A 12477-nucleotide genomic window follows, 5' to 3' on the forward strand; every position below is an offset into this window, starting at 1 on the left:
TTCCGAAACCCCAACAACAGAACGGCTTCCGGCCCCGACACGCCGATGCGGCAACGATCAAAACCGATCGGTTTATGGGTGTCCGAAATAGCGTTCCGGGACCAGTTCCGCGGTCAGATCGCGGACGGTTTCACGCTCGGTATCCGGCCATGAATCCCAGACCTCGCGGGCCCACCTGAGCAGGGTCGACTCAACTTCGTCGACCCCGCCGGCGGTGAGTACGTCGTACGCCGTCAGCTCGCCGGCCCGGGCCGGCGGGACGAGCCGCGGCCAGTCGTCGTACGAGTTCGCCATGATGCCGTGCGCGGTCCGGACCGCGAGGTTCCCGGAGCCGCGTTCGAGGAACATGTAGAGGCCGTTCAGGGCGAACACCGGGCCGATCGGCGGGGCGTCCGGGTGCACGTGCTGGGCGCCGTACGCGTCGATCCGGAGCTGGTGCAGGTAGCCGAGCCGGGCGGCGTTCTCGACCTCGAAGCCGAGCAGCTCGCCGGCGACCTCCGCGCACTCCGGGGTCGCGTTGTACTTCGTGGTCCCCGGCCAGCCGGAACGGGGCAGTACGGCGCGGCAGCCTGGACAAACTGTTGACGTGTGCGTGTCATCCGGGACGTTCACTCGTTGATCGAAGCACGGGCACCGCCGCCCGGCATGTGAGTTTCGTCGCTGGGGGCGGCTGAGGCAGACAGATGTGATGGGGGCAGTAGCGGTGATCCGAGTGGCGCTCGGCCATCGAGGCACGTTGGTGCGTGGCGCGCTGGCCGCGGTGCTGGCACGGGAGAACGACCTCGACGTGGTGGCGGACGTGGACCGCGCCGAGGACGTGCTCCAGGTGGCCGGCCGGCGCCCGGACGTGTTCCTGCTCGACCCGCAGCTGCCCGGCCGGATCCGGATCGAGGAGCTCTGCCGCAAGCTCGCCGGGCGCGGCGTGCTCGTGCTGATCGACCACGAGGCGATCCCGGCGACCAGCCTCGCCCTGGTCAAGCAGGCGCCGCGGATCGGGCTGATCGCCACGGACGCGACCACCGACCAGCTGGTGCAGGCGGTCCGCGACGTCGCGAAGGGGCTGCCCGTGGTCGACGTACGGCTGGCTGTGGCCGCTCTGAAGGCCGGGGACAACCCGCTGACGGATCGCGAGTGCGAGGTGCTGCGGCAGGTCACGACCGGCGCGACGGCGCAGGAGGTGGCGCGCACGCTCAGCCTGAGCACGGGCACGGTCCGCAACTACCTGTCACGGATCCTCGCCAAGACCGGTTCACGGAGCCGGATCGAGGCTATCCGGAAAGCCTACGAGGCCGGCTGGATCTGAGTGCTGGGGCTCCAGTTACCGTGCAGGTCGCGGTACATCCGGGACGTTCGCATGAGCGCGGCGTGGGTGCCGAGCGTGGCCTGGTTTCCGTCCAGGACGAGGATGCGGCGGGCACGCAGCGCGGAGCTGATCCGGTGCGCGATCACGATCAACGTACCGGGGCGCTTGGCGAACGCCTCCTCGGCCTGACGTTCCGCCTCCGGGTCGAGGAAACAGGTCGCCTCGTCGAGGACGACGAGCGGCGCCGGCGAGAGGTACGCGCGGACCAGCGCGAGCAGTTGCTTCTCACCGGCGGACAGTTCGGCCGGTTTGACCTCGGCGTGCAGTCCGCCGATCCGTTCGACGAGCTCGTCGGCGCCGACGGTCTTCGCGGCGACCTCGAGCTGGTGGTCCGTTGCGTCAGGCAACAAGTAGGACAGGTTGTCGCGGACCGTGCCGCTGAAGACGTACGCCTCCTGCGGGATCAGCACCCTGGCCTGCGCGAGTCGGTCGGTGGACACCTCGGTGGGTGCCGCGCCGCCGAGCAGCACCTGCCCGCCCGTGGGCGTGAGCATCCCGCAGACCAGCCCGGCAAGCGTCGACTTGCCGATACCGCTCGGCCCGACGACGGCGAGATGCTCGCCTTCGGGGATCGTCAGCTCGAGCTTGTCGAGCACCGGCTCGGCCTTCGGCCCGTATGCGAAGGTGAGCCCGCGGAGTCGGACCTGGTAGCCGCTCAGTTCGTGGATGTGACGCGGCTTCTCGACGGGCGCCGACGTGTCGAGGATCCGGCCGAGCGTGATGACGTACCGCAGACCGCTGTCGCCGAGCGCGTTCATCACCGTGTTCAACGCGGGCTGCAATCCGATCAGTACGTAGGTCAGCCCGCCGAGCAACGTCCCCGTACTGACACCCCGCCCGACCAGCCACGGCCCGGCCGCGAGCAGGATCAGCAACGGCAGCCACCCGCCGACCGCGAAGCACAACGTCCGCAATGCCGACACCTTCGCCAGCGCCCGCTCGGCCGCCGCGTGCGCCTGGATCGGCTGCTCCGCAAGCCATTCGGCGTACTCCTCGGTCCCGGTCGCGGTGATGTCCCGCACCCCGCCGAACACCATGCCCGCCGACGCTGCCAGCTCCTCGTCTGCCGCCAGCGAGGCCCGCACCCGGTCCGCCGCCATCCCGAGCACGGCCAGCGACAATCCGACCCCGAGCAGGAACGGCGGTACGACGAACGCCGCGACGATCGGCGCCAGCGACAACAATCCCGTGAGTACGCCGAACAGCGTCACCGCGAAGCTCCGCAGCACGAGGACCAGCCCGGCGAACGTGTCGCGGACGATCTCGACCTGCCGGTTCAGCCGCGCCACCGCGCCGTCGTCGCCGGTGCGGAGCGCGCCGCCGACGACCCGCTGGACCAGATCGTCGCGCAACGGCTCGACCAGCTCGCCGAGCCGCCCGTACACCTGCCGCGCTCCGGCCGCGCCGAGGCCGGCCGTCGCGACCAGCCCACCGAGCCACGCGATCCCCTGCCAGGCGTGCCCGGCGAGGAAGCTGTCCGTCGCCCGCGCCACCGCGATCCCGTACACCGCCGTCGGCAGGATCTCCGGAACCGACCACCCGATCAACCGGAGCGTGGCCTTCTTCCGGAGCGCGCTCGCGCCGTGCGACAGTTCTCGTTTCATCCGAAGACAGCTCGGTACGACGTGTGCTGCCAGAGGTCGGCGTGTGGGGCCAGGGCGCGGACGCGGCCGTGGTCCATCCAGAGGACCAGGTCCGCGCGGGCCGCGGTGGCGGGGCGGTGGGTGACGATCAGGCGGGTGCGGTGCCGGCGGTCCTCGGTGAGGGTGCGGCTGATCTGGCGTTCGGTCGCGGTGTCCAGGCTGGATGTGGCGTCGTCGAGGACCAGCAGCCGCCGGGCCGGCCAGGCGCGGGCCAGGCCGAGGCGCTGACGTTCGCCGCCGGACATCGGGGCCTTCCGCAACGAGGTGAAGTACCCGTCGGGCAGCCGGCTGACGAAGTCGTGCGCGTGGGTGGCGCGGGCCGCGGCCAGCGTACTGATCGGGCTCACGGCGTGCGGGTCGATCGACTCACCGACGGTACGGCCGATCAGCTGCGGGCGCTCGAACGCGCAGCCGACCGCGTGCCGCAGCACGCTCCGGCTGACGGCCTGCAGCGGTACGCCGTCCAGCGAGACCTGTCCGGTCGACGGATCCCGCAACCGGGCCGCGACCGCCGCGAGGACGGACTTGCCGGCGCCGCTCGGGCCGACGACCGCGATCGTGACGCCGCCGGGCAGGTCGAGATTCACGTTGTCCAGCAGGAGATTCCCGTTCGCGACGACGCTGACGCCGTCGAACGTCAGCTGCCCGGAACCGCGCGGCAGCGACAGGGTGCCGTGGGCGACCGGCTCGATCGCGATCACCTCGGCGGACCGCCGGACGCCTGCCTTCGCGCGGGCCAGTTCGCCGAGGACGCCGGTCAGGTTACCGAGCCCGGCGCCGAGGACGGCGTACTGCGAGGCCGCGAACAGCTCGCCCGCGGTGACGTTGCCGGCCACCAGTTGCAGGCCGCCGACGGCCAGTACGGCGACGAGGACGAGCGGGCCGACGACCGCGGCCTGGGCGCCGGAACGGGCCAGGATCCGCCAGGTGACGACGCCGTGCCGGTGCAGCTCGGGGAGCAGCCCGAGGATGCGGCGCTCCTCGCGGTCCGTCGTACCGGCGGATTGGATCGTGCGGATGCCGGTCAGCGACTCCGACAGTAGCGCGGCGATCCGGCCCTGGGTCTCCTGGTAGGCGAGGCTGACGCCCGCGGTGCGCTTCGCGAAGGTCCAGAGCACCAGGATCACCAGCAGGACGCCGCCGAAGAACGCGGCCGCGAGCCACGGGTCGATGACGGCCAGCAGGATCAGGCTGCCGAGTGGGGGAGCGATCGCGGCGATCGCCGTCACCAGGGCCGGTCCGGCCTGGGCGGCGTCGGTCGCGTTCGCCGAGACCCGGGTGACCAGGTCGCCGGTCTCGAACTCGCGGGAGCCGTCGGGGCCGCCGCGGACGACGTGCCTGACCAGGCGGTTCCGCAGCCAGGCGGTCGTTTCCGCGACACAGGCCGCGCCCGCGAACGCGTCGACGATGCTGGCCGCGATCCCGAGCCCGATCAGCGAGGCCGCGGCGATCAGCCAGCGGGCATAGCCGTCCCCGGCCACGATCGAGTCGACCGAACGGCCGAGAACCGTGGGCAGCGCCAACGTGATGCCGCTGCCGATCAGGGCATTCAACCCGATCAGCGGAAGCCACCCGCGCCCGTGCTTGGCCACCTCGTTGAAGGTGATCATGCTCGGAGCCCGGTCTGGTCGGCGACGAAGGCGAGGATGTCGGCGGCGAGGCCGATGCCGCCGGTGGTGTGGCCGGCGTCCGGCTCGAAGCGGAACAGGATCGGACGCGGGCCGGCGGTCGCGTGCTGCAGGGCCGCGGTCAGCTTCCTTGCGTGCAAGGGATCCACGCGAGTGTCGTTCCCGAACGCGGTCAGCAGCACGGCCGGATACCTCACCCCGTCGACGACCCGGTGGTACGGCGAGTACGCGAGCAGGCTCCGGAAGTCGTCGGCGTCCCGCACCGTCCCGTACTCCGCGGTCCAGCGCTCGCCGAGACCGGACAGCTCGTAGCGGACCATGTCGGTCAACGGCGCCGAGCAGACCGCGGCGGCGAACAGTTCCGGGCGCTGGGTGACCGCGGCGGCGGTGAGCAGTCCGCCGTTCGACTCGCCGCAGATCGCGAGCTGGTCCGCGGTGGTCCAGCCGTCGGCGATCAGCCGCTCGGCCGCGCCGATGAAGTCGTCGATGACGCGCTGCTTGTCGTGCCGGGTGCCCGCGGCGAGGTTCACGGTGACGAAGCAGCCGCCCGCTTCGACCCAGGCCAGCGCGAACGCGGAGTACGTCGGGGTCAGCTCCTGCCCGAAACCGCCGTACCCGTAGAGGATCGTGGGACCTGGCTTGCCGATGATGGTGAGGTCGGTCGTCAGGGCCCGGGCTTCGGTCGGCCGGTCGGTGCCGGGGTCGTAGCAGCGGACGGCCGGCGGGGTCACGCTGTCCGTGTAGGTGTACCAGGCGCGGTTGCCGTCGGCGCTGAGCGACCCGACCGACCCGTACCCCGGGAGTCCGACCGTGCCGCGGCTCTCGCCGGTCAGCCGGTCGTGCACGGTGATCTCGGCGGCCGTGCCGACCAGTACGACGTCGTCCAGGACGGCCAGGCCGGTCAGCGGCCGCTCCGGCGCGAGGTAGTCGTGCCAGACCGTCGGCGCGGCCGGGTCGCCGACGCGGATCCGCCCGGGCGTCACGACGTACAGCCGGCCGTCCGGACCCACCGACATGACCGTGGTGTCCGTGGTCGGGATGTGCTTCGGCGCCGGATCGGTCGCCAGGTCCTGGAACCACAGGCCGGTCGGCGTACAGATCGTCAGCCAGCGGCCCGCGCTGAGCTCCAGCCCGTACGTCGCCTCGTCGGCGAGGATCGTGGCGTCATCCGGATCGCCCAGCGAGTGCCGGCGTACCTGCCGGAAGCGGACGTAGTAGAAGGTGCGGTTGTCCGGGAGCCAGGCCACGGGGGAGTACCGGCAGCCGTCGATCGGGCCGTCGACCAGCTGACCGCTGCCGACGTCGAGGACGGACAGCGTCGACTCCTCGGTGCCACCTCTGGACAGCTGGAACGCGACCTTGCTGCCGTCCGGCGATGGTTGCCACCCGTCGAGCGTGGTCAGCCCGCTCGGATCCAGCTGCCGTACGTCGATCAGCGGCGTCTCGTCGGCGAACAGTACGGCGTGCCGCCCGGCCTCGCGGCGCAGCGTGAAACAGCGGTCGCCGCGGCGGACCGGTGTGGACACGCTGCTGACGGCGGACAGCGCGCGGACCCGGTTCTTCCAGCCGAACCTGGTGCTCAGCGAAGCGGCGTACGTCAGCCACAACTCGTCCTGGTCCCGCTGCCACGCCTCGGCGGCGGACGGGTCCTCGAGCCGGCGGTACGGATCCGCAACGGTAGTGCCGTGCACCTGCTCCACGAGCGTCAGACGCTCGGCGCATGGGTAGGACTGCACGGAATCGATCACCTCACTTCTCCCCTCTCCCACCAACACAACGAGCGCACCGGCCCGGAGCTACCCCGGACACAGGTCGGCCCTGGGCAGGGGTTCCCCGCCCAGGGCCTCACTACCTGGCATAACAGGTGCCGTGAATCAGTGGCAGAGCAGCAGGCTCAGGTTGCTCGGGGTCTGCGAAGCGCAGCCCAGCACGGTCAGCGTGGAGCCGCCGTGGTGGTGGCCGTGGTGGCCGTAACCCGGGGTCTCGAGGCCCTGAAGGTCGAGAAGTGCCATGTGTTTACACCTCCTTCGGTGCGGTTCGTCGGGATGTTGGCTCGGACCACTGGGGAGGTCCGAGGAACGGGAGGGACACCGGCGTGCCGTGCAGCGCCGTGCCCAGGGCCAGCAGGACGCCGGCCGATCCGGTCGCCAGGTCCATCGAGAGCCGGAGCAACTGGTTGCCCGGGTACGCGAGGCCGCCCGCGTACGGCATCGCGTGCCAGCCGAGCCCGTGCACCAGGTCGTCGACCCGATCACCTAGCGCTGCGGCGGTCAGAAGTACGCCGGCGCGCCCCATGAACAGGCCGGGCTGGACGTAGTACGAACAGTGGGTGACCCGCTGGAGCTCGGCGAGGACCGTGCCGAGCTCGGCGGACGGGCGGTGCCGCAGGTAGCGCTCGAGGACGAGCGCGATCCCGGCCGAACCTTCTTCGAGGTACGGCAGCGTCCGCCAGCCCTGGTTGACCTGCCGCATCCCGTCCTCGGTGAGCACGGTCCGCTTGAGGTCCTGCCGGAGCGCGATCTCCGCGAGGTCGAGCAACCCGGTGTCACCGAGTCGCTCGAACGCCTCCAGAAACAGCAGCGCCGGCCCGGACGACCCGTACATCAGCCCGGCCCGCGCGTACTGACCGCCGCTGATCTCCGGTACGTCGGCCTCGAGACGGTCCGCCACCAGGTCGAGGACCCGGACGGCCTGCGCCCGGAGCGCCGGCTCGGTGTCGAAGTGCAGGAGGTTCAACCCGATCCCGGCCAGGCCGGAATGCAGCCCGAGCTCGCGGGTGGTCCAGTCGTCGGCGAGCGTGCGCTCGACCAGGTCCAGCGCGTCCTGGCGGTGCCCGAGCTCGTCGAGTACGTGCGCGACACCGTGCAGCCCGTCGTACAGCCCCGGCCCGGCCGCGGTGTCGAACGCCCGCTGCCGGAGCCAGTCGTCGTACTCCGGGAACCGTCCGGCGCCGGTCTTCGCGAGCGCGTACAGCACACCGGCCGCACCGGTCGCCAGGTCGATCCCGCCGCCGTCGCGGAACTGCGCGATGTCGCCGGGGAACAATCGGTCCGTGCGTTCCGGCGTCGCGCTCGCGACGATCGAGGTGGTGAGGGCCGCCCGTACGTCGGTCCACGCGGCCTTGCCGGGCAGGGCGACGTCGTCGAGGTCGTTGGTCGTGCTGGTACCGACGATCGTCCGGACCGCGTCGTCGAGCGTCGCGCGCGGCACCGGGAAGGTCTCCGCGATCATGTCGGCGAGCTGGAACGCCTTGCCCGGATGGAGATTCAGCAGGATGGTTGCCTGCGGCGCATAAACACCGAGCGCGATACAGGCGAGCGCGTACCGGTCGACGTCGACGCCCTGCCGGTCCGGCGGCGCGGCGTACCCGGGGTGCGCCAGCGTCGAGCGGGCCTGGTCCTCCGCCTTGGTCGCGACCTCGAAGTCGATCAGCGTGAGCTTGCCGTTCACGTCGAGCAGCAGGTTGTCCGGGTGCAGGTCGCAGAACACCACGCCGCGGTCGTGCAGTTGCCCGACGGCCTCGCCGACCTTGGCGACCATCGCGGTCGCCCACTCGGCGTACTCGGCCTTCTGAGTGTCCGTCGCGTCCGGATGCGTCAGCGGGTACCGGCGGACCAGCTCACGTTGCAGCGACACCGAGTCGATGTGCTCCTGGACGAGGAAATGGTGCTCGCCGAGCTGTAGGTAGTCGTGGATCTTCGGCACCGCGTCGAGACCGTCGAGCTGCCGCAGGATGTCGCGCTCGTGGGAGATCCGCGCCACGGCGTCCCGGCCGGCCAGGTCCAGTCCGGCGTACGGGCGGCCTTCCTTGAGTACGACGCGGTCGCCGGTCTCGTTGTGGTGGCCGACGTACACGCCGCCGCCGTTCGAGAACTGGATGACGCCGTCGATCGTGTACGCCAGGTCGTTCGTGGTGACGGCGTTGCGGGCGTCCAGGTGCGGCTGCAGGAAGTCCGGGAGCTGGACCCAGGGCGGCGTGACGAACGTCGGGCCGCGATGGTCCGGGACGAGGTTGCCGTGCACGTCCTCGATCGCCAGCACGCGCTCGCCGGCCGGGGACAGGCAGTAGCGGCTGACGAAGGCGCCGTACCGGACGAACAGCGGGCCGTCGGCGTAGCGCAGATCGCTCAGGATATAAGGGCCTTCGACGCCGCGCAGTACGTCGTCGAGCTCCTTGAGGACCAGCTCGAGCTGCGCGTCGTCGGTCGGGTAGATCGTCACCAGCTTGCCGCTCGACCCGCGGGGAGCGGCCTTCGAGTTCGTCATCACCAGGACGGCCTCGTTGCGCAGGAACTTGAACGCGATGCCGCGCGGGACGCAGTAGTCCCAGACCGCGGCGAGGGTCCGCTCGACGTCCTGCAGACGCGCGGACACGTGGATCTTCCAGCCCTGCGCGGGCAGCCGGAGGCCGGCGGGTGCGTAGTGCATCCACTGCTCGCCCGGCACGTGCTGCCAGCCGTCCGGAACCGGCCGCCGCGTGATCGCGAAGTCCGGATGCGCGGCACCGCGGTTGGCCGGCGTCTCGTAGAACCGACGATCCGCAAGGCAGTAGAACTCGTAGCTCTCGTGCATGACTGTCCGCCCCCCCTTCGTGGTGCCCCACAAATCCTGAAGGTCTTTCAGTGGCGGACGTAGTGCACGATGTCATCACTCTGATGTGAAGAACGCACATACTACGAGTGAGTAAGTAAACACTCTTCGTTACGATGACGGCTCGGCTGAGCGTGAAACCGGTCGTAACAACATGTCAATCCGTCCCGAACCCGTCACGGCCCGTAACTTCGTCAGGTGTGTGTCGTGGACGGGTAAGTGCGGACCTCGGTGGCCTTGAGCGTCGCGTGCAGCGAGAGGCCTGGCTGCAGTTGGAGGTCGGCCACGGCGGCCGGAGTGATGTCCGCGAGGAGGTCGGCTGGTCCGGTAGGCGAGGCCTTCAGACGGACCCGCACGGTGTAGGCGTGCTGTTCGATGCCGGTGACAACGGCCGGCCAGGTGTTACGAGGGCTGCCGGCGGGTGCGGTGGGGTAAAGGCTCACCGCGGTCGGCGGGAAGGCGACGTGGACCTTGCCTGTTGCCGGTTCCGCGAGGGTGATCGAGCCGCCCTCAGCCAGCGTGACTGTCGTACCTGCTGCGGTGCCCTGGTAGAGGTTGAGGCCTACGAGCTGGGCCACGTAGTCGGTGCGTGGGCGGTGGGCTACCTCGGTCGGTTTACCTTCCTGGACGACCTGGCCGTTCTCGATGATGATCAGGCGGTCGGCCAGCACCATGGCGTCCAGCGGGTCGTGTGTGACCAGCAGCGTACGGCCCTCGAAGCGGGAGAGGTGCTGGCCGAGCTCCGCGCGGACGTGCAGCGTCGTACTGGCGTCAAGCGCGGCCAGGGGCTCGTCCAGCAGCAGTACTTCGGGTTCTGTGGCGAGGGCTCGCGCAAGGGCGACGCGTTGGGCCTGGCCGCCGGACAGTGCGCGGGGTTTCGTACGCGCGTACTCCGAGAGACCCACGATGTTCAGCCAGCGGCCGGCCTCGGTGCGGGCTGCTTGCTTCTCCACGCCGCGCGCACGGAGCCCGAACGCCACGTTCTCCAGGCAGCTCAGGTTGTTGAACAGCAGGTAGTCCTGGAACACCACACCGATCGGACGGTGGTCCGGCGTACGGAAGGTCCGTGGCGGCTCGTCCCAGACCGTGGAGTTCAGCGCGATGCGTCCACCGTCCAGTGCGAGCAGTCCAGAGATGGCGCGCAGCGCGGTGGTCTTACCGGCACCGTTGGGTCCGAGAAGCGCGACGACCTCGCCTGGCTCGACAGCCAGGTCCAGTGCGAGGCTGAAGGCGCCGCGGCGTACCTGCAGGTCTGCGTGCAGGGTCATCGCAGCCCACTGATCCAGCGTTCGCGCAATGAGGCCAGTACGACGACCGAGACGAGCAGGAGCACCAGACTGAGTACGACGGCGATGTCCGGGTCGGTCTCCAGCGCCAGGTAGACGGCCAGCGGCATGGTCGTCGTACGCCCCGGGAAGTTGCCCGCGAACGTGATGGTGGCGCCGAACTCGCCCAGTGCCCGCGCCCAGCACAACACCATCCCGGCCACCACGCCTGGCGCGATCGACGGCAGTGTCACGCGCCGGAACGTCGTCCAGCGACCGGCTCCGAGTGTCGCCGCCGCCTCTTCGTACCGCGGATCCGCAGCGCGCAGCGCGCCTTCCACCGAGATCACCAGGAACGGCATGGCCACGAACGCCTCCGCCACGATCACACCGGCTGTTGTGAACGGCAAGGAGATGCCGAACCACGAGTCGAGGTACTGACCGACCAGCCCGCGTCGTCCCAGTACCAGCAGGAGGGCGACGCCGCCGACCACGGGTGGCAGAACCAAGGGCACTGTTACGAAGGCTCTGATGACGCTGCGCCCCGGCAACCCGCCTCTTGCGAGCAGCCACGCCAGCGGGACGCCCAGCAGAACGCACAACACAGTGGCCGAGGTAGCGCACACAAGTGACAGCCGTAGCGCCTGCCAGACGTCAGCGCTGAACAGCCGTGCCGGGAGCGTCGACCACGGAGCCTGGGTGAGCAGGCCGATCAGCGGGACGAGAAGGAACGCCAGTCCGAGCAGTGCAGGCAGCAGGAGTACGAGGGGCAGCCGCCCGCTCGTACGCCTGCCACGGCGGCTCACGGTGCGTCGAAGCCCGCGGCGGTCAGGACCGCCTTGCCCTTGTCCGACAGCACGTAGTCGACGAACGCCTTGGCGCCGTTGGGGTTCGGCGCCTTGGTCAGTGTGGCGATCGGGTACTCGTTGACGGCCTTGCTCGCCTCCGGGAACTCGATGCCCTCGACCTTGTCCTTCGCGGACAGTACGTCGGTCTTGTAGACCAGCGCCGCGTCGACCTCATCGAGGCTGACCTTGGTGAGCGCCGCCTTCACGTCCTTCTCCAGAGTGTCCGGCTGCGCGGTGAGGCCCGCGGCCTTGAACACCTTCTGCGCGGCTGCACCGCACGGCACCTCAGGGGCGCACAGCGCGATCTTCTTGCTCTTGTCGGTGAAGTCCTTCAGGCCGGTGATGTGCCCCGGGTTGCCCTTCGGTACGGCGATCTCGAGGGTGTTCTTCACGAAGTTGGTCGGGGTGCCCTTGTCGGTCACCTGGTCCATGTTCTTCGGCGCCGCGGAGGCGAACACGTCGGCCGGCGCACCCTTGTTGATCTGCTGCGCGAGCGCCGAGCTCGCGTCGAAGTTGAAGTTCACCTTCACGCCGGGGTGCACGGCCTCGAAGTCCTTGCCCAGCTGGGTGAACGTCCCGGTCAGCGACGCCGCCGCGAACACGTTGATCTCGCCGGACAACGACGACGTACCGGAGGACGACGGCGAGCCGGAGGAGGCCGGGGTGTCACTCCCGCAGCCGGCGAGGGCGAAGGCGGCGACTGCGGCCAGGGCGGCGAACGCGGTACGGCGGAACATCAGGCCTCCGGGATCTCGACGACGACATGGGTGGACTTGATCGAGGCGACCGCGACCACGCCGGGCTCCAGCCCGAGCTCGTCGGCGGCCTCGCGGCTCATCAGCGACACCACCCGGAACGGCCCGGCCTGCATCTCGACCTGCGCCATCACGCCGTCCTTGAGGACCCGGGTGACGATCCCGCGCATCCGGTTCCGGGCCGAGGCGGCGGTGGTGTTCCCGGGCTCCGGCGAGTCCGCCAGTTCCTGGGCGAACGCGGCGAGCGCTTGCCCGGCGATCGCCATCCGGCCGTTCTCCTGCTGCGACGGCAGCCGGCCCTGATCGATCCAGCGGCGGACCGTGTCGTCGCTGACGCCCAGCAGCGCCGCCGCCTCACTTACCCGCAAACTCGGCACGGTAGACA

At 70.2% G+C, this 12477-nt stretch carries 11 protein-coding genes; 1 reads left to right on the forward strand and 10 read right to left on the reverse strand.

The genetic code is table 11. The annotated features are described in order from the left end of the window. Positions 1-72: 72 nt before the first annotated feature. Positions 73-612, reverse strand: coding sequence for a DUF5946 family protein (locus ACQHIV_RS33655; RefSeq protein ID WP_427888115.1), 540 nt, complete (start codon positions 610-612; stop codon positions 73-75). 91 nt (positions 613-703) lie between these two features. Between ACQHIV_RS33655 and ACQHIV_RS33660 the strand changes: the two genes are divergently transcribed. Then, positions 704-1303: a response regulator transcription factor gene (locus tag ACQHIV_RS33660; protein ID WP_427888117.1), complete on the forward strand. Its 600-nt coding sequence runs from the start codon at positions 704-706 to the stop codon at positions 1301-1303. Here ACQHIV_RS33660 and ACQHIV_RS33665 read toward each other — a convergent pair. The 9 genes from ACQHIV_RS33665 to ACQHIV_RS33705 all read right to left on the reverse strand — a co-directional run bounded on the left by ACQHIV_RS33665 (position 1282) and on the right by ACQHIV_RS33705 (position 12469). Continuing rightward, positions 1282-2967 carry an ABC transporter ATP-binding protein gene (locus ACQHIV_RS33665; RefSeq protein ID WP_427888119.1) on the reverse strand — a complete coding sequence of 562 codons (1686 nt, stop codon included), beginning with the start codon at positions 2965-2967 and terminating at the stop codon, positions 1282-1284. The two genes, ACQHIV_RS33660 and ACQHIV_RS33665, sit on opposite strands and share 22 nt — an antisense overlap. Beyond that, positions 2964-4616, reverse strand: a complete 1653-nt coding sequence (locus tag ACQHIV_RS33670; protein WP_427888121.1) for an ABC transporter ATP-binding protein — start codon at positions 4614-4616, stop codon at positions 2964-2966. The genes ACQHIV_RS33665 and ACQHIV_RS33670 overlap by 4 nt, the downstream gene beginning before the upstream one ends. Continuing rightward, complete coding sequence (locus ACQHIV_RS33675) at positions 4613-6382, reverse strand: prolyl oligopeptidase family serine peptidase (RefSeq protein WP_427888123.1); 1770 nt, start codon at positions 6380-6382, stop codon at positions 4613-4615. The genes ACQHIV_RS33670 and ACQHIV_RS33675 overlap by 4 nt, the downstream gene beginning before the upstream one ends. Before the next feature lie 126 nt (positions 6383-6508). Next, entirely contained in the window at positions 6509-6646 is a 138-nt protein-coding gene (locus ACQHIV_RS33680) for a SapB/AmfS family lanthipeptide (protein WP_184839847.1), read from the reverse strand. A 4-nt stretch (positions 6647-6650) separates the two neighbouring features. Then, positions 6651-9206 carry a class III lanthionine synthetase LanKC gene (gene lanKC, locus ACQHIV_RS33685; RefSeq protein ID WP_427888124.1) on the reverse strand — a complete coding sequence of 852 codons (2556 nt, stop codon included), beginning with the start codon at positions 9204-9206 and terminating at the stop codon, positions 6651-6653. A 212-nt stretch (positions 9207-9418) separates the two neighbouring features. Further along, positions 9419-10492, reverse strand: coding sequence for an ABC transporter ATP-binding protein (locus ACQHIV_RS33690; protein WP_427888125.1), 1074 nt, complete (start codon positions 10490-10492; stop codon positions 9419-9421). Beyond that, on the reverse strand, positions 10489-11295 hold the full coding sequence (gene modB, locus ACQHIV_RS33695; RefSeq protein WP_427888127.1) for a molybdate ABC transporter permease subunit: 807 nt from the start codon (positions 11293-11295) through the stop codon (positions 10489-10491). The genes ACQHIV_RS33690 and modB overlap by 4 nt, the downstream gene beginning before the upstream one ends. Beyond that, positions 11292-12074: a molybdate ABC transporter substrate-binding protein gene (modA, locus tag ACQHIV_RS33700; protein WP_427888129.1), complete on the reverse strand. Its 783-nt coding sequence runs from the start codon at positions 12072-12074 to the stop codon at positions 11292-11294. The genes modB and modA overlap by 4 nt, the downstream gene beginning before the upstream one ends. Next, positions 12074-12469, reverse strand: coding sequence for a TOBE domain-containing protein (locus ACQHIV_RS33705; protein WP_380195018.1), 396 nt, complete (start codon positions 12467-12469; stop codon positions 12074-12076). The genes modA and ACQHIV_RS33705 overlap by 1 nt, the downstream gene beginning before the upstream one ends. Positions 12470-12477 lie beyond the last annotated feature (8 nt).

It is taken from the genome of Kribbella polygonati, from assembly GCF_050320105.1.
Taxonomy (GTDB): domain Bacteria; phylum Actinomycetota; class Actinomycetes; order Propionibacteriales; family Kribbellaceae; genus Kribbella.